This is a genomic window from Roseateles sp. GW835-FHT13E02 (assembly GCF_058794035.1).
Genome location: NZ_JBXAGJ010000009.1, coordinates 13,286 through 31,704, shown reverse-complemented (window position 1 = coordinate 31,704; position 18,419 = coordinate 13,286). Strand labels below are relative to the sequence as shown.

5 protein-coding genes are annotated in these 18,419 nt (G+C 71.2%); 4 read left to right on the top strand and 1 reads right to left on the bottom strand.

Translation table 11 applies throughout. From position 1 onward, the window contains the following. Nucleotides 1-9 precede the first annotated feature (9 nt). From AC1Q6P_RS10505 to AC1Q6P_RS10490, 4 genes are read left to right on the top strand one after another with little or no spacing between them, the layout of a single operon-like run. Nucleotides 10-13,683 carry an amino acid adenylation domain-containing protein gene (locus AC1Q6P_RS10505; protein WP_492665159.1) on the top strand — a complete coding sequence of 4,558 codons (13,674 nt, stop codon included), beginning with the start codon at nt 10-12 and terminating at the stop codon, nt 13,681-13,683. Beyond that, nucleotides 13,680-15,032 (top strand): MFS transporter, encoded by a 1,353-nt coding sequence (locus tag AC1Q6P_RS10500; RefSeq protein WP_492665158.1) that lies wholly within the window; start codon nt 13,680-13,682, stop codon nt 15,030-15,032. Before AC1Q6P_RS10505 ends, AC1Q6P_RS10500 begins: the two co-directional genes overlap by 4 nt. Further along, a complete protein-coding gene (locus AC1Q6P_RS10495) occupies nt 15,029-16,777 on the top strand; it encodes an FAD-dependent monooxygenase (protein ID WP_492665157.1) in 1,749 nt (582 codons plus the stop codon). The genes AC1Q6P_RS10500 and AC1Q6P_RS10495 overlap by 4 nt, the downstream gene beginning before the upstream one ends. Beyond that, nucleotides 16,774-17,493, top strand: coding sequence for a 4'-phosphopantetheinyl transferase family protein (locus AC1Q6P_RS10490; RefSeq protein WP_492665156.1), 720 nt, complete (start codon nt 16,774-16,776; stop codon nt 17,491-17,493). The genes AC1Q6P_RS10495 and AC1Q6P_RS10490 overlap by 4 nt, the downstream gene beginning before the upstream one ends. On the opposite strand, the gene AC1Q6P_RS10485 is transcribed toward AC1Q6P_RS10490, so the two are convergent. Continuing rightward, nucleotides 17,465-18,412, bottom strand: a complete 948-nt coding sequence (locus AC1Q6P_RS10485) for a polysaccharide deacetylase family protein (protein ID WP_492665155.1) — start codon at nt 18,410-18,412, stop codon at nt 17,465-17,467. The genes AC1Q6P_RS10490 and AC1Q6P_RS10485 overlap by 29 nt on opposite strands. Nucleotides 18,413-18,419: the final 7 nt, after the last annotated feature.

Genomic DNA, 18,419 nt, shown 5'->3' with positions numbered 1-18,419 from the left:
GACGGGGCAATGGACATCGAACACACACTGACGGCCAGACTGGCTGATTTCGCGGCTCGCGGCGCACGCTTCAGCGTCGTCGAGGGCAAGCTGCGTAGCCAGGGCGCGCAGGCGGTGCTCGACGCCGCCGAGCTCGCTTGGGTGCGCCAGCATCGCGACGCCTTGATCGCTCTGCTGACGCAGGACCAGGCGGCGACACGGCTGCAGGCACTGCCACGGCCGGCGCAGCTGCCGCTGTCGGCCGCGCAGCAGCGGCTCTGGTTCATGGACCAGCTCGATCCCGGTAGCCCCAGCTACAACATCCCGGCCGCCTTTCTCGTCGAAGGTGAACTCGATGTGGCGGCGCTGAGCGCGGCGATTGACGCGCTGGTTCAGCGTCACGAGAGCCTGCGCACCGTCTTCATCGCGCCCAGCGAAGCGCAGCCGCAGGCCACGCAGCGGGTGCTCGAAGCGATGCCGGGCATTCTGCGTGTCGAGACGTTCGCAGGCAGCGGCCGCGAGGCCTGCCAGCGCCGCGCCGATAAGGAGGCGCGCGAGCCCTTTGATCTGTCCCAGGGGCCGCTGCTGCGCGTGCGCTATGCACAGCGTGCCGAAGGCGAGACTGGGCCGCAGCTGCTGTGCATCACCGTTCACCACATCATTGCCGACGGCTGGTCGATGGCGGTGCTGACCCGCGAGCTGGCCGAGGCCTATGCCGCCGCGCTGCAGGGCGGCAGCCCGGACTGGACGCCGCTGGCCTTGCAGGTGGCCGACCACGCCCTGTGGCAGCAGCAACCGGCGCAGCAGCGCCAGCTGCAGGAGGCGCTGGGCTACTGGCAGCAGCGCTTGGCCGGCGCGCCGGCTCTGCTGGCCTTGCAGACCGACCGGCCGCGGCCGGCGGTGCAGGGCCAAGCCGGCGCGCACCACGGCTTCATCATTCCGCCGGGGCTGGCCGAGCGCTTGCGCACGCTGGCCCATCAGGAAGGGGCGACGTTGTTCATGGTGCTGCAGGCGGCGCTGGCGCTGCTGCTCGGGCGGCTGTCGGGGCAGACCGATGTCTGCGTCGGCACGCCGGTGGCCGGCCGCACCGAGGCGGCGCTGGAGGGCTTGATCGGCTGCTTCCTGAACAGCCTGGTGCTGCGTACCGATCTGTCCGAGCCGGGCAGCTTCCGCGAACTGTTGCGCCAGGTGCGCGCCCAAACGCTGGCGGATTTCGACCATCAGGCGCTGCCTTTCGAGCGTCTGGTCGATGCGCTGAATCCCGAGCGTAGCAGCGCCTACAGCCCGCTCTACCAGGTGATGCTGGTGCTGCAGAACACGCCGCCGGTGCGCTGGGCCTTGAGCGGTGCGCAGCTGCAGCCGCTGGCCGGTGAATCGGGCTCGGCCAAGCTGGACCTGCGCCTCTCGGTCACCGAGATGCCCGAAGGCCTGTACTGCGGCATCGAGTACCGCAGCGCCTTGTTCGATGCAGCCACGATTGCCGGCTGGGCCGCGGCCTGGCAGACGATTCTGGACGCGCTGTCGCTCAACCCCGATCTGCCCTGCCAGCGCCTGCCCAGCTGCTCGGCCGCCGAGGGCGCGCGGCGGCGCCGCTTCTGGGCCGAGCAGATGCCCGGCATTGCCAGCGAGCCGCAAGACGCGCTGCGTCTGCCGGGGCTGCCGGCCCATGTGCTGGCGCTCTGGCAGCGCGCGCTGCAGCAGGCGCCACAGGCCTTGGCCGTTCAACAGCATGAGCGCTGCTACAGCCATGCCGAGCTGGCCGCACAGGCGCTTGCCCTGGGGCGGCAGCTGCAGGCCTGCGGTCTGCGGCCGGGCCAGACGGTGGCCGTGCTCAGCGACGATCCCCTGCTGCAGCTGCGCAGCATGCTGGCCCTGATGTGGGCGGCGGCGGTGTTTATGCCGCTTGATCCCAAGCAGGCGCCGCGGCGTCTGCAATCGATGCTGGCCGCCGCCCGACCGACACTGCTGCTGCACGATGCTGATAGCGCAGCGCTGACCGCCGAGTTCAACGCCTCATGGGGAGACAGCGGCCCGCGCTGCATCGATGCCACCGGCTTCGCGTTCGCCAACGCAGCGCTATCGCCAACCGATGCCGACTTCGCCGGCCCCTGGCAGGCGCTCGCGCCGGACGCGCCGGTCTATCTCTACTTCACCTCGGGCAGCAGCGGCGAGCCCAAGGGCGTGCTCGGCCGTTCGCAGGGCCTGGCCCATTTCATCGACTGGGAATGCCGCAGCCTGGCGCTGGATGCCGGCACGCGGGCCAGCCAGCTGACACCGGCCAGCTTCGACGTCTATCTGCGCGAGGTCTGGGCGCCGCTGGCGGCCGGCGGCAGCGTTCATCTGCCGCCGCCGGTGCGCACGCTGTCGCCCGAAGCGCTGTGCGACTGGCTGCAGGCGGCCGGCGTGACGCTGATGCATGCGGTGCCGACGCTGTGGCGCCATCTGATGGCGGCCGCGCTGAGTCCCGAGCGCCTGCCGGCCTTGCGACAGCTGGTGCTGGCCGGCGAGCCGCTGCTGGGCGTCGATGTGCAGCGCTGGCGCACGCTGATGGGCGCCGAGGCTGAGCTGTTCAATCTCTACGGTCCGACCGAGACGACGCTGGCCAAATGCGTCTACAGGCTGCCGATCGAGGCTCATGTCGAAAATGGATGGCCGACACACCTGCCGGTCGGCCGGCCGCTGCCCGGCGCGCAGCTGCTGGTGCTGGACGAGGCCTTGCAGCCCTGCGCCGAGGGCCAGCTGGGCGAGGTTTATCTGCGCACGCCATATCGCAGTCTCGGCTATCTGGGCGCCGATGAAGGCCATGGCGAGGTCTGGGTGCCCAACCCGCTGCGCCGCGACGCTGCCGATCTGCTCTACCGCAGCGGCGATCTGGGCCGCTGGACTGCCGCCGAGGGCCTGACGCTGCAGGGCCGGCGCGATGGCCAGATCAAGCTGCGCGGTGTGCGCATCGAGCTGGCCGAGGTTGAGCAGGCGCTGATGCAGCTCGAGGGCGTGCAGGCGGCGGCCGCGGCGCTGCAGGGCGAGGGTGCACAGCGCCGGCTGATTGGCTATCTGCGCCTGGCCGATGGCAGTGCCAGCGTCGATGAGGCTCGCCAGCAGGCCTGGATGCAGGCCTTGCGCGAGCGCCTGCCCGAGGCCGCCTGCCCGGCCGAGCTGATGGTGCTGGCGCAATGGCCGCTGACCCGCAGCGGCAAGCTCGATCGCCGTGCGCTGCCGGCGCCGCTGCCACAGGCCGAGGCCGAGCAGCCGCTGCAGACGGCCACCGAGCAGGGCCTGGCACGGCTCTGGCAAGCGCTGCTGGGCGGCGAGCTGCCGGGGGCGCTGGCGCATTTCTTCCGCCAGGGCGGCCATTCGTTGCTGGCCACCCGGCTGGTGGCCGGCGTGCGCGAGCAGTTCGGCCTGGCACTGCCGCTGCGTGCGGTGTTCGAGGCGCCGCAGCTGCGCGCGCTGGCCGCCGCCATCGATGCGCTGCGTGAGCAGGCCGACGCGGCCGCCCCGGCGCTGCAGGCGCTGCCCCGGCAGCCCGAGCAGCTGCAGCGTTTTGCGCTCAGCCCGGGCCAGGAGCGGCTGTGGTTCCTGCACCAGCTCGAAGGCGAGGCGGCGGCCAGCGCCGGGCTCTACAACACGCCGCAGGCACAGTGCTGGAGCGGCCCGCTGGACGCAGCGGCGCTGGCGCAGGCCTGGACGCAGCTGCAGCGTCGCCACGAGCTGCTGCGCGCCGACATCGAGCAGCAGGCCGACGGCGAGCTGCTGCTGCGCGTCCACCCCGAGCCGCTGGCTGTGCTGCAGTGGGCCGAGGCGGACAGCGAGGCGGCGCTGCAGGCGCTGGTCGATGCCTGCGTGGCCGAAGCTTTCGCGCTGGACCGTGCGCCGCTGGCGCGGCTGCGGGCGATACGCGGGCCGGCCCGAGCCCAGGAGCAAGAGCCTAACGAAGAGATGGCGCAGACGGTGCTGGTGCTGGTGCTGCATCACGCCATCACCGATGGCGTCGCGCTGGCGCTGCTGTTCGAGGAGCTGTTCAGCGCCTACCGTGCCGCCTGTGGTGAGGGCGTGGTACTGCCCGAGCTGGCGCTGCAATACGTCGACTACGCGCATTGGCAGCGCAGCGCGGCGGCACAGCAGCAGGCCCAGGCGCAGCGCAGCTTCTGGCTGCAGACGCTGGCCGGCCTGCCGGCGCTGCTGGAGCTGCCAAGCGACCGGTCGCGCGGCAGCCAGCTGAGTGCGGCGGCCGATCGCGTCGCCTTCGCGCTGCGGCCCGAGCTGCGCGCACCGCTGGCCGCGCTGTGCCAGGCGCAGGGCTGCACGCTGTTCATGCTCAGCGCCGCGCTGCTCAGCGTGCTGCTGGGGCGCAGCAGTGCGCAGCGCGATGTCTGCCTGGGCACGCCGGTGGCCAACCGCCAGCTGCCGGGCACCGAGCAGATGCAGGGCTTCTTTGTCAACACGCTGCCGCTGCGTCTGCAATGGCAGCCCGAGCTGGGTCTGGTCGACTATCTGCAGCAGGTGCGCGAGCGGGCGCTGCAGGCCTTTGCCCATCAGGACCTGCCCTTTGAGCAGATCGTCGAGGCGCTGCAGCTGCCGCGCAATACCGGCCACGAGCCACTGTTCCAGGTGCTGCTGCTGGTTGCCGAGGGCGGCCGGCCGCTCAGCTCGGCCGCCGGGCTGACACGGCAGAGCTGGCCGGTCGGTGGCCGCGGCGCCAAGTTCGACATCAGCGTCGGCTTGCAGGACGGCGAGCAGGGTCTGGTCGGCGCCTTCGAGTACCGCAGCGATCTGTTTGATCGCGACACCATCGCCCGCCTGGCCCAGACCTTCTGCCGCTGGCTGGAGCTGGCGGCCCAGGCCAGCACGCTGCCGCTGGGCCAGTGGCCGCTGTGCACGGCGCTGGAGTTGCAGCGCGCCGCCCACGAATGGAACGCCACCGGCCACGCCGCGCGGCCGCTGGTCTGGATGCACCAGTGGCCGCAGCGGCAGCTGGCGGCCCATGCCGATGCGCCGGCCTTGGTTGTGGACGGTCAAATATGGAGTTATGCGCAGCTGGAGGTGCGCAGCAACCAGCTGGCGCGGGTGTTGCGGGCACGCGGTGCGGCGACCGAGCGGCGTATCGCCGTCTGTCTGCCGCGCACGGCTGAACTGATCCCGGTGCTGCTGGCGGTGTTGAAAACCGGCGCCGCCTATGTGCCGCTGGATCCGGCCTATCCGGTCGGGCGCTTGCAGCACATGTTGGCCGACAGTGCTGCGCTGCTGTGCATCAGCACGGCCGAGACGGCAGCGCTGCTGGGTGCAGGCGAGACCGAGCAGCTGCCGCTGGCCGCGCTGTGCGCGCTGGCCGATGCCGAGCCGGACACGCCCTTGCATGTGCCCATCGCCGCCGAGCAGCTGGCCTATCTGATCTACACCTCGGGTTCGACCGGCCGGCCCAAGGGCGTGGGCATCAGCCACGGCAATGCGGCCAGCTTCCTGGCCTGGACGGCCACCGTGTTCGAGCCGGCGGCGATGCGCGCCGTGCTGGCCGCGACCTCGGTCTGCTTTGACCTCTCGATCTTCGAGATCTTCGCGCCCTGGGTGCAGGGCGGTGCCTGCTGGCTGGCGCCCTCGGTGCTGGCGCTGGCCGAAGATCCCGCGGCCTACCCGGTCAGCCTGGTCAATACCGTGCCGTCGGCGATGACCGAGCTGCTGCGCCTGGGCGCGCTGCCGGCCACGGTTCAGGTCGTCAATCTGGCCGGCGAGATGCTGCCGCGCGCGCTGGTGCAGGCCTTGCACGACAGCGCGCCGCAGCTGCAGGTCTACAACCTCTACGGGCCGACCGAGGACACCACCTATTCGACCTGGGCGCTGATGCCGCGCGGGCAGGGCGGGCTCTGCGATATCGGCCGTCCGATGCTGGGCAGCCAGGCCTATGTGCTCGATGATCAGGGCCAGCTCGTGCCGCCCGGCGTCGTTGGCGAGCTCTATCTGGCCGGCGACGGCCTGGCCCGCGGCTATCTGGGCCAGCCGGGGCTGACGGCCGAGCGCTTTGTGCCCAATCCCTGGTCGGCCGAGGGCGGGCGCATGTACCGCACCGGCGACCGCGCCCGCTACCGCCGCGACGGCGTGCTTGAATGCCTGGGTCGCATCGATCACCAGATCAAGCTGCGCGGCTTCCGCATCGAGCTCGGTGAGGTCGAGGCCGTGCTGGCCGAGCACCCGGCCGTCGAGCAGGTGCTGGCCGTGGTGCGCGCCGATGCTGCCGGCGATCAGGCGCTGTGCGCCTACTACAGCTGCAAGCCGGGCCAGGCCGACCCCGGCGCCGCCGTGCTGCTGGCGGGGGCGGCACGAAAGCTGCCGGCCTATATGCTGCCCAGCCATCTGATCGCCTTGCAGGCCTTTGTGCTGACGCCCAATGGCAAGCTGGATCGCAGCGCGTTGCCGGCGCCGGCCTCAGCGTCTGAGGCCGCATCTGCCGCGGCGCTCGATGCTGACGGCCCGTTGAGCGAGATCGAGGCGGCGCTGGCCGGGGCCTGGCAGCGGGTGCTGGGGCGCGCGCCGGCCCACAAGCGGCAGGACTTCTTTGCCGCCGGCGGCCACTCGCTGCTGGCCACGCGCCTGGTCGCGGCTCTGCGTGCCGATACCGGCCTGGAGCTGCCGCTGCGGCGCATCTTCGAGGGATCGGCCTTTGCCGATCTGGCCACAGCCTTGCAGGCGATGGCGGCTGCAGCCTCGGCGCAGCCCTCGCTGCCCACGCCGCAGCGGCGTCCGGCGGACGCGCCGCGCCGCGCTTCGCCGGCGCAGCAGCGGCTGTGGTTCCTGCAGCATCTGGACGGCGATCGCTCGCCCTACCAGATCGCCACCGCGCTGCAGATCGAGGGCGCGCTGGACGCCGCCACGCTGCAGGCCGCGCTGGATGCGGTGGTGCAGCGCCATGAGGGCCTGCGCGCGGCTTTCGACACGGTGGACGGCGCCGTCGTGCTGCGCCTCCATGAGGCGCCGGGCTGGCAGTGGCAAACGCTGGAGCTCGCGGCGCTGCCGCTGGCCGAGGCGCGGGCGCAGGCGCTCTGGCGGGTGCAGGCGACCGTGCAGCAAGGCATGGACATTGCTCGCGATCCGCTGTTCCAGGCGCTGCTGATCAAGCTGTCGCCCGCGCAGCATGTGCTCTTGCTGCGCATGCATCACATCGTCTCGGACGGTTGGTCGCTGGGCGTGCTGATGCGCGAGATGGGCGAGGCCTACGCGGCGCTGGCCGCTGGCCAGGTGCCGGACTGGGCGCCGCTGCCGCTGCAGTACGCCGACCATGCCCATGCCCAGCTGGACGCGATAGCCAGCGGCGCTCTGCAGGCGCAGCTGGACTACTGGACCGGGCGGCTGCGCGCTGCGCCGGCGCTGCTGGATCTGCCGCTGGATCATCCGCGCCCGGCGCGGCCCAGCTTCCAGGGCGCGCGGCTGCCCTTCAGCGTCGACGCCGCCACGCTGGCTGGCCTGCAGGCCTTGGCGCAGCGCCAGGGCGCCAGCCTGTTCATGGTGCTGGCCGCCGCGCTGCACGTGCTGCTGGCACGGCTGTCGCGTCAGCATGACATCTGCCTGGGCCTGCCGATTGCCAACCGCCGCCATGCCGAGCTGGAAGGCCTGATCGGCTATTTTGCGAACACCCTGGTGCTGCGCACGGAATCGACACCGGCGCAGCCCTTCACCGAGCTGCTGGCCCAGGTGCGCGAGCGCCTGCTGCAGGCTTACGAACACCAGGATTTGCCCTTCGAGAGCCTGGTCGATGCGCTGGGCCTGTCGCGCGAGGCGGCGGTCAATCCGCTGTTCCAGGTGATGCTGGTGCTGCAGAACGCGGCCACCGAGGCCCCCCAGCTGCCGGGGCTGCGTGTCAGCCCGCTGGCCTTCGAACGGCTGGAATCGCAGTTCGACCTGACGGTGGCGGTGCAGGAGCAGGACGGCGCACTGCAGGGCGTGTTCGAGTTCAGCAGCGATGTGCTGGAAGCTCCGACGGTGCAGGCCTGGGTTGCGCTGTGGCAGCAGCTGCTGGCCGCGATCAGCCTTGACGCCAGCCGGCCGCTGCTGGCGCTGTCGCTGGCGCCCGGGCCGCAACGCGTCGCGCTGTGGGCCGCCCGCCAGGGGCCGGCCTGGAGCGATGGCGGCTGCTGGCATGCGCTGCAGGCCTTCGAGGCGCAGTGCCGCGCGCATCCGGCGCGCGCGGCCGTCGTTGACGGCGGCGAGACGCTCAGCTTCAGCGCGATCGACGCCTGGTCGACCCGCTGGGCCCAGCAGCTGCAGGCGGCTGGCGTCGCGCCTGAGCAGCGAGTGGCGATCTGCATGGACCGCAGCTGGCGCATGATTGGCGCGCTGCTGGCGGTCTGGAAGGCCGGCGCTGCCTATGTGCCGCTGGACCCCGCCTACCCGGCCGCGCGGCGTCAGGCCATGCTTGACGATGCGCAGGCGGTGCTGCTGCTCAGCGATGTCCGCCATCGCGAGGCGATGCAGGCGCATGGCCTGCCGCTGTTCTGCGTGGACGAGAACCTGCCGGCAGACCTTGCGCCCTTGGTGCAGCCGCCTCGCCATGCGCTGCAGGCGGCCTATGTGATCTACACCTCCGGTTCGACCGGCCGGCCCAAGGGCGTGGTCGGCACACATGGCGCGCTGATGCGCCTGGCCCAGGTCCATGCCGAGACGCTGCTGCGACCGCTGGGCCCGGGCCCGCATGCGTGCAGCTTCAACGCCGCGCTGGTGTTTGACGCCTCGCTGTCCGAGCTGAGCCTGCTGCTGGACGGCCAGACCCTGCACGTCTTCCCCGACGAGGTGCGGCTCAGCCCCGAGCTGCTGCGCGCCTTCCTGGTTCGCCACCAGATCGCCGTGTTCGACAGCTCGCCGGCGCAGCTGCGCTATCTGCTCGACGCCGGGCTGGACGCGCCCTGGCCGGCGCGCATCGTCTGCGGTGGCGAGGCGATCTCGCGCGATCTGTGGGCGCGGCTGGGTGGCCTGGCTGGCACCCGGGTCTTCAATGCCTATGGCCCGACCGAGGCCTGCGTCGATGTGGTGTGGGCGCCGGTCGAGGGCGAGCGGCCCGTGATCGGGCGGCCGCAGCCGGGTGTGCGCTTCGCCATCGTCGATGCGGCGGGTGAGCCGGTCGCCGAGGGCCAGCCGGGTGAACTCTACGTGGCCGGCGTGGCGCAAGCGCGCGGCTACCTGGGCGCCGCAGCGGCCACCGCCGAGCGCTTTGTGCCCGACCCCGACGGCCCGCCGGGCAGCCGCCGTTATGCCACCGGCGATCTGGTGCGCTGGCGCGAGCCGCAGGGGCTGGAGTATCTGGGCCGGGTTGATCAGCAGGTGAAGCTGCGCGGCTTTCGCATCGAGCTGGAGGAGATCGAGGCGCAGCTGGCGCAGCTGCCCGGCGTGCAGGCGGCGGCGGTGCGCCTGCAGTCGAGCGAGCAGGGACCGCAGCTGGCCGCCCATCTGCAGCCGCAGCGCTGGATCGGCGTGCCGCCGCGTGGTGCGCTGGCGCTGGGTGGCCCGCTGGCGGGCGTGGACAGGCTGGACGAGGGCTGGACCGGCGCCTGGCCGCTGCAGGCGAACACGGCAGCGCAAGCCTGGCCGCTGGGCCTGCTGCGCCACCGCTCGCCGCTGCGCCTGCCGCTGGCCGATGGGGGCGAGGCCCGCATCACCAGCCTGGCCCTGCATCCGCAGTGGCGGCGCTGCTTTGATGCCCTGCATGCCGAGGCCTGGCCGGCCTACTTCGCCGGCTCCGCCGTGCTGGGCGAGGCCTGGGACGCGATGTACCAGGTCTTCCCGCAGGCCCAGATGCTGCTGCGCGAGGGCCGCGACACGCTGCTGGGCATCGGCAATGCGGTGTTCCTGCACTGGGACGGTGATGCGAGCGCGCTGCCGGCCGGCTGGGAGGGTGCGCTGCGCGAGGGCCTGGCTGGTGCCGAACGCGGTCAAACCCCTAACGCCTTGGTCGTGCTGGCGGGGGTGATCGATCCGCAGCACAAGTCGCGCAAGCTGGCCGGCTTGATCGTCGATGGCTTCAAGCGCCTGGCCGGCCAGCTGGGCCTGGCGCATGTGCTGGTCGCCTTGCGGCCGCTGGACAAGGTCGCCCATCCGCAGATGGCGATTGCCGACTATGCCCAGCTGCGCGATGAACAGGGCCGCGTCTTTGACCGCTGGTTGCGCCTGCATCTGAACGCCGGCGGCCAGCTGTTGGGCAGTGAGGCGCGCTCGCAGCGGGTCGAGGCACCCTTGACCGACTGGGCGCGCTGGTGCGGCATGCCGCCGGCCGAGGCCGGCAGCTGGACGCCGGGCGACACTTTGGCCCCGGTGCAGCTCGACCCGCAGCGCCAAGTGGGCGTTTATGAGGACCCCTGCATCTGGGTCCGCCATGAGCCGCTGGACATGGGCGCAAGGCGCGACGATCCCTGGCAGGCTTGGCCGAGCCCGGTTACGCAGGCGGTGCAGCAGCTCTGGGTGATCGAGCATGAGGCCTGGCCGGACGGCGATCTCCAGACGCTGCAGGCGCTGGCCGACGCCGAGCCCCAGGCCGGCTGGCCGCAGCCGCTGGCTGGCTTGCGCGAGCACCTGAGCCGGCAGCTGCCGGCTTATATGGTGCCGGCTTGCTGGGCCTGGGCGGCCCGGCTGCCGCTGACGCCCGGCGGCAAGCTCGACCGCCAGGCCCTGCCTGTGCTCAGCGCGCAAGCGCTGGGTGAACGCGGCGATGTGGCGCCGGCCCATCCCAAGGAGGCGGCGCTGTGCCGGGTCTGGGAAGAGGTGCTGGGCGTGCGGCCGGTGGGCCCGGAAGACAATTTCTTTTCGCTCGGCGGCGATTCCATCCAGTCCATCCGCATGCTGGCACGGGCCAAGGACATCGGCCTGGTCTTCTCGGCCCGCCAGGTCTTCGAGCACCAGACGGTGCGTGCCTTGCTGTCGCAATGGCGCGAGCTGCGGCGTGACAGCGCCGAGCAGGGGGCGGTGAGCGGGCCGCTGGAGCTGCTGCCCATCCAGCGCCAGTTCCTGCGCGAGGGCGGCGCTGATTTGCATCACTTCAACCAGGCGGTGCTGCTCGTGCCGCCGGCCGCGCTTGGCCTGGAGGCGCTGCGTGCGATGGCGGCGGCGCTGGTGCAGCGCCATGATGCGCTGCGCCTGGTCTTCAAACAGCATGACCGCCAGTGGCAGGCCGAGCACCGGCCCTGGGACGCGGCGCAGCTCGACCAGCTGGTCGGCGAATGGCAGCTGCCCGATCGCGAGGCGCCTGGCGCCGCCGCGGCGCTGCAGGCGCAGCTCGACCAGGCGCAGGCCAGCCTCGATCTGACCGAGGGGCCGCTGTGGCGTTGGCTGCTGTGCCGTGACGCGCGCGGCGCCTGGCGGCTGCTGTGGGTGGCGCACCACCTGCTGGTCGACGGCGTGTCCTGGCGCATCCTGATGAAGGACCTGCAGCTGCTCTGGTCGCAATGGCAGGACGGCGGCGCGGCGGCTTTGCGCCTGCCGCCCAAGACCGATGCGCTGCAGCACTGGGGCCTGGCGCTGCGCCAGCGCGCCGACAGCCTGGAACTGGCTACCGAGCGCGCCGGCTGGCAGTGGATCAGCCAGGCGCCCGTCGACCCCTGGCCCATCGTGATGGCGCCCGCGCTCGACACCGTGGCCCAGACCCGCAGCCTGCGGCTGCGCCTCGACGAGGCCAGCACCCAGGCCTTGCTGGGGCCCTGCCATCAGGCACTGGAGACACAGATCAACGACCTGCTGCTGGCGGCGCTGGCCTGGGCGCTGCGGCGCTGGGCCGGCATCCGCCATGGCCGTATCGAACTCGAAGGCCATGGCCGCGAGCCCTGGAGCGAGGAGATGGATCTGAGCGAGACGGTTGGCTGGTTCACCAGCGTGTTCCCGCTGCTGCTCAGCACGCCGGCCGACGACGGGGATTGGGCCGGGCTGATCCGCGGCGTCAAGCAGCGGCTGCGCGCTGTGCCGCGCCGCGGTCTGGGCCACGGCCTGCTGCGTGAGCTGGCCACCGCGCCGCTGGCCGCCGGCGAGCCGGCGCCGCTGCTGTTCAACTACCTGGGTCAGTTTGGCGAGGCGGCAAGTGACGAGGGCGATCCGGGTCAGCAGGCCTGGCAACCGGCACCCGAGTCGCCCGGTGCGCTGATGGGCGCAGCAATTCGCCGCACCCATGCCATGGTGCTCAATGGCGGGGTCTACCAGGGCCGGCTGCAGTTCACGCTGGACTTCAACGGCGAGGCCCAGGATGGCGGGCAGATGCAGGCCTTCATGGACGCATTGCAGCTGGGGCTGGAACAGATCGCCCAGGCCTGCCTGGCCATGGCGCCGCCTCGCTGGCCCGACCCGCAAGGCGCGCAGCGCGAGCTGCTGCACGGGCCGGTGGCCGACATGCCCAACCGCGGCTGGTTCTTCCGGCGCCTCGATCTGCATCACTGGAACGTGGTGGATCTGCTGAACCTGGATGCCGAGCTGGCGCCGGCGCTGCTGGCGCGGGCAAGCGAGCTGCTGCTGACCCATCACGACGAACTGCGCAGCGTCTGGGCCCATCGCGACGGGCGCTGGCAGCAATGGGTCAGGCTGCCGGAGGAAATGCCGCCGAGCTTCTTCTCGGTCGATTTGTCGGCGTTGCCGGTGGCCGAACAGCGCGTCGCGGTCGAGGCTCTGTGCGCCGAGCTGCAGGCCAGCCTGGACATCGAGCATGCGCTGTTCAAGCTCGTGCATCTGCGCCTGGCCGACCAGTCGGCCCGGCTCTTGCTGCTCTACCACCATCTGCTGGTCGACAAGTACGCCTGCACGGTGGTGCTCGACGATCTGCGCGCGCTCTGCGAGGCGCTGCAGGCCGGCCGTGCACCGCAGCTGCCGGCCAAGACGGGCTCGATGGTCAGCCTGGCTCAGCTCTGGCAGCGCCGCGCGGCCCAACTGGGTGAACCGGATGTCGAGGGCTGGCGCCGCATCACGGCCGCCCGCTTCCGGCCCTGGCCCGAAGAAGCGGGCGAGCGGCCAGCATCGCTGCTGCCGGGCGCCGGCTTGCCTGGCTTCTCGCTGGTCCGCTGGACGGCGGCGCAAACGCGGCGCCTGCTGGAGCGCAGCCAGCGCAGCGGCGCACCGGCGCTGAACGATTGGCTGCACGCGGCCATTGCCGAGGCCTATGGTCGCTGGACCGGTTCGCCGGCGGTGCAGATCATTCAGGTGCACAACGGTCGCAGCCATCTGCCCGAAGACCTGGATTTGACCCGCACGGTCGGCTGGTGCGGCCATTACGCGGTGCTGGCGTTGGATCTCAACGGTGCTGACAGCGTGGAGGAGCGGCTGCAGCGGGCGCGCCAGGCGCAGGCCGCGCTGCAGGGCTATGAGGCCGACTACAGCCTGCTGCGCGATGCCCACGCCGATCCGGCCATTCGCGCCGCGATGGCGGCGCTGCCCGATCCGCAGCTCGAGTTCCAGTACCACCCGCCCTCGATGCAGCAGCTCGGCGCCGCCAGCGATGCACAAGCCTGGAGCAAGGCGCTGGAGGCGGCCGGCAGCACCGACGGGCCGATCCGCGCGCGCTTCCGGCCCTTCTCGGCCTGCTCGATTGACGAGGGCGTGCTCAGCTTTATCTGGGCCTATTGCCGCACGCAGTTCGAGCCGGCCAGCTTCGAGCGCTTCACGCACAGCGTCACCCAGATCCTCGATGAGTGGCTGGACGCCACCGCCCTCGAGGCACCGAACCCCGTCCATGTGTTGAACCCACAGTCATGAATCAGAACTCACAACATTCCGAAGACGCCTTGCTACCGGCGCTGCGCCGCGATCCGCTGCTGCGCCGCCTGCTCGGTGGCCAGCTGCTGTCTCATCTGGGCGCGCAATGCTCACAGGTCGCGCTGCCCTGGTTGGTGCTGTCACTGAGCGCCGATCCGCTGGCGGTGGGCACGGTGCTGGCGGCCATGCTGGTGCCGCGCTCGCTGCTGATCCTGCTCGGCGGCGTGGCGGTCGACCGCTGGGGTGCCCGGTCGGTGCTGCTGGCTGCGCAACTGGCCAATGCGCTGTTGCTGGGGCTTTTGTCTGCGGCGGTGTTTGCGCAAGCGCTGCAGATGAGTGGCGTGCTGGTGCTGGCGCTTGCATTGGGAACGGCCACCGCATTCAGCAGCCCGGCGGCAGCGGCCCTGGTGCCGCAGGTGATACGGCCGGAGCGGCAGCGGGTGGCCAACCGTGCCATGGTCGGCATGTCGCAGCTGGCCCTGTTCGCCGGGCCGCCGCTGGCCGGCGGTTTGATCGTCTTGTTGGGCGCCGGGCCGCAGGCCGGACAGTCGCAGCTCGGGCTGGCCTGGGCCTTTGGCCTGGATGCCCTGGGCTTTCTGGCCTCGACGCTGAGCGTGCTGGGCCTGCCGGCCTTGCGTCCAGCCGCTGCAGCCGAGAGCACCGAGGCCGCCGAGGCCACCGATGTCGGCGAACGGCCGGCACGACCGAACGTGCGCCAATCTCTGCTGGAGGGTTTTCGCGCGGTGCGCGCCGATCGCCAGCTGCTGACCAGCTTCGCCTACGGCGCCTTGGTGGCCCTGTGCGCCGCCGGGCCCATGCAGGTGGCGCTGCCGGTGCTGGCCGAGCAGCTGGGCCGCAGCTGGGGCGCTGGCGCCTACGGCCTGCTGCTGGGCGCATTCGGCGGTGGCTGTGTCGGCGGCACGCTGCTCGCCGGCTGGCGGCCGGATTGGCGTGCCGGCACCGTCGGCAACACCATGTTGCTGTTCGACGCCATCATCGCCTTGATGTTCCTGCTGCTGTCACAGCTGCAGCAGCTGTGGCTGATGGCGCTGCTGCTGGCCTTGTCCGGTCTGCTGTTCGGCTTTCTGCAGAACATGGTCTACCACTGGACCCAGCAGCGGGTGGCGCCGGCCATGCTGGGCCGGGCGATGAGCCTGTTCATGCTGATGATGTTGTCGATCGCGCCGCTGTCCATGCTGGGCTTTGGCGCCTTGCTGCGCTGGTGCTCGCCCAGCCAAGTGTTTGCCGTCAGCGGCGCGGGCGTGTTGCTGGTCGTGGCCGGGGCTTACTGGCATGGCCTGATGCCGCAGCTGCGTGACCGCAGCACGCTGGCCGGGGAGGCGGCATGAAGCGCCGTGATGATCTTGAGGTGCTGATCGTCGGCGCCGGGCCCACGGGGCTTTCAATGGCGCAGTTGCTGGCCCGCCAGGGCATCCGGGTGCGGGCGATCAGCCGCCACCGCGGCACGGCGCACACGCCGCGCGGCCACATCACCAATGCGCGGACGATGGAGGTGTTGCGCGATATGGGCCTGGAGTCGCGCGCCCGTGAGCTGGCCATGTCACAGGCCCTGATGCGCCACAGCCAGTGGGCCACGCAGCTGGCCGACGGTGAGGTGCTGGCCTCGCTGGACAGCTGGGGCGCCGGCCCTGAGCGCTTGCCCGACTACCAGCGCGCCAGCCCCTGCGCGCCCTGCAATCTGCACCAGCACCGGCTGGAGCCGCTGTTGCTCGATGCCGCACAGGGGGCTGGTGCCAGGGTCGACTTCGAGCAGGAGTTCCTGTCACTGAGCCAGGACGAGGAGGGCGTGCGCGCCGAGCTGCGCGATCTGCGCAGCGGCGAGGTCTACGAGCTGCGTGCCCGCTATCTGGTGGCCGCCGATGGCGCCAACAGCCGGGTGGCGACGCAGCTGGGCGTCAGCATGGACGACGAGCTGGTGCTGGGCACGGCGATCAGCTGCTGGATCGAGGCCGACCTGAGCCCCTGGGTGGCAGACCGCCCCGGCACGCTGTACTGGCTGTCGGCGCTGCATGCCGAGCGAGGCGTGCAATGTGCGACCTTGGTCAATGTCGAGCCCTGGCATCAATGGATGATGGCCTTTGGCGTGCCGCCCGATCAGATCGAGGCCGAGCTGCAGCCTGCCGCACTTCTGGCGCGGGCGCGGGCGGTGATCGGCGATGCCAGCGTGCCCATTGCGATCCGCGATGTCAGCCGCTGGACGGTGCGCCGGGCGGTGGCCAGCCGGATGCGCGTCGGCCGTGTCTTCCTGGCCGGCGACGCCGCGCACCGCCATCCGCCAACCAATGGTCTGGGCACCAACACCAGCATCCAGGACAGCTTCAACCTGGCCTGGAAGCTGGCCCTGGTGCTGCGCGGGCAGGCCGCAGACAGCCTGCTCGACAGCTACGAGGCCGAGCGGCTGCCGGTGGCGCGCGCCGTCGTTCACCGCGCCATGGAGTCCTCCTTCGAGATGCACGCGATGTTTGAGGCCATCGGCCTCTACCCCGGCCTGCCCAGCGAGGCGGCGGCAACGACGCTGGCCGGGCTGAAGGCTTCCAGCCCCGAGGGAGAGGCCCGGCGCGCGCGGCTGCAGCAGGCGCTGGCGCAGCAGAACTACCAGCTCAATGCGCTGGGCATCGAGATGGGTCAGTGGTACGAGCGGGGCGCCGTTGTCGGCGCCGGGCCGCGTCCCGCTGGCGATGCCGATCCCATCCTGCACTACCAGCCGCATGCAGTGGCCGGCGCGCCGCTGCCGCATGCCTGGCTGCAGCGGGGCGGCCAGCGCTGTTCGACGCTGGATCTGGTCGGCCATGGCCGTTGGGTGCTGCTGTGCGGCGCCGAGGCGGGGCCGTGGCGGCAGGCTGCGCAGCGGCTGTTCGAGGATCGCGGCCTGGGCCTGACGGTGATCTCGATCGGGCCCGACGCGGAGGTTCAGGATGTGGAGGGCCATTGGCTCACGCTCGCGCAGGCCGGGCCGTCGACCGCCTGGCTGGTCCGGCCCGATCGCCACATCGCTTGGCGCAGCGACAGTGCCGAGCAGGCGTTCGAGCAGCTGGATCAGGTGATGAACCAGTTGCTCGGGCCGCAGCCATGAGCCTCTGGCCGGGGCTGGCGACCTGCCAGGTCTGGCAGTTCAGCCTCGATGACGAGGCCTGGGACCAGGGCAATGGCTGGTTGAGTGCCGAGGAGTGGCAGGGCTTTGAGCGGCTGAAAGTGCTTGAGCATCAACGCCGCAGCCGCCGTGCTCGCATTGCCCTGCGCGGCTTGCTGGGCCTGGCTTGGGGTCTGGCGCCTCAGCGCCTGCTGTTGCAGCGAGGGCCGTTTGGCAAGCCCTGGATTCACGGTGTGCCGGGCCATTTCAACCTGAGCCACAGCGGCGGCCTGGCTTGGCTGGCGCTGGGGCCCGAGCCGGTGGGGCTGGACGGCGAGAGCGAGGTCTTGCTGGGCGACGATCTTGCCGGTTTGATGGACATCGTCTGCCATGCCGAGGAGCACCGGGCGGCGCCGCTGGACCTGGCGCAGCGCCGACGCTGGTTCTGCCGCCTGTGGACGCAGAAGGAGGCCTACTGCAAGGCGCTGGGCCTGGGCTTCCAGATCAATCCCTTGCAGCTGTGTGTCAAGGCCGACGAAGGGTGCGATGCCGTTCGTGATGAACGGCCGGGCGGGGCCGTGGCGCACCGGCTCTGCAGCCTGCCAGCGCCTGCCGGTCATGCGCTGAGTCTGTGCGTGCTCGGGCGCACCGTCACCGGACGTGTGCAGCCGACCGATGCCAAACAGACCCTCAGTGCTCTGGCCGCGGCCAGGCTTTGAAGCGTTCGCCAGGCGCCGAGCCGGCTTGTAGCTCGCGCCATGCCTGCATCAGCTCGCGCATGCGCAGCAGCTTCAGCCCTTCGACCTCGAGTGCCTTGGGCAGGCGCGGGTCCAGATGCAAGCGGGTGTCGGCCACCCGAGCCGCCCAATCAGGCGCCAATGCGCGCAGTTCCGGCGCATCGACGGCCGGGTGGCTGATCAGCAGCGACACGCCTTCGGGCAATCCACCTAACAGCCGTTGGCAGTGACTGAAACGGTCGCCGGCATCGTTCAGCGGCAGTTCGGCCCAGGCATCGAACAGCACCTGGCCCGCGGCGCTGGCTTGCAGCAGCTCACCATGGGCGCGCTGGGCGGCCTCGGCGCCGATATTGCACAGCCGGGCCAGGCCGTCGGCGCTGAGCCGTATCAGGCTGATCGGCAGGCCGTGCGTCATGCCCAGTTCGGCATAGATGCTCAGCAGGCCGGGGGCGACCAGGGTCAACATATGGCTGTCCAGATGGCTGGGGTTGAGGCCCAGGCTGCGCAGCCGCTGGATCTGCGCCTCCAGCTCCAGCCGCACTTCGCCAGGCCGGGCATGGGCATGGGTGTCGCGCGCCGAAGCCCAGAAGTAGCCCTGCGCATCGACCAGGCTGGACGCAGCCGCCAGGCCGCTGACCGGCGCGAAGCGAAAGCTCGACCATTCGCTGTTGAGCACCAGGTGGACGCCCAGATCATGGTCGCCGCGCAGGCACAGCTCGGCCAGTGCCGGCAGCCAGGGCGAAGGCGCCATCACCGAGGCCGAGCTGAGGCATCCCTGGGTGTGGATGCGTCGGTACGCCTCCAGCGTGGCCTGACACAGGCCGACATCGTCGGCATGCAGCACGACCGCGCGCTCGCCCGGGCGCAGGCCCAGCTTCTCCAACCATTGCAGACGGTTCATGGCGCGC

What these genes read in the sequence shown, in the direction of transcription:
- AC1Q6P_RS10505 (WP_492665159.1), top strand. Translation starts at nt 10, where the DNA reads ATGGACATCGAACACACACTGACGGCCAGACTGGCTGATTTCGCGGCT.
- AC1Q6P_RS10500 (WP_492665158.1), top strand. Translation starts at nt 13,680, where the DNA reads ATGAATCAGAACTCACAACATTCCGAAGACGCCTTGCTACCGGCGCTG.
- AC1Q6P_RS10495 (WP_492665157.1), top strand. Translation starts at nt 15,029, where the DNA reads ATGAAGCGCCGTGATGATCTTGAGGTGCTGATCGTCGGCGCCGGGCCC.
- AC1Q6P_RS10490 (WP_492665156.1), top strand. Translation starts at nt 16,774, where the DNA reads ATGAGCCTCTGGCCGGGGCTGGCGACCTGCCAGGTCTGGCAGTTCAGC.
- AC1Q6P_RS10485 (WP_492665155.1), bottom strand. Translation starts at nt 18,412, where the DNA reads ATGAACCGTCTGCAATGGTTGGAGAAGCTGGGCCTGCGCCCGGGCGAG.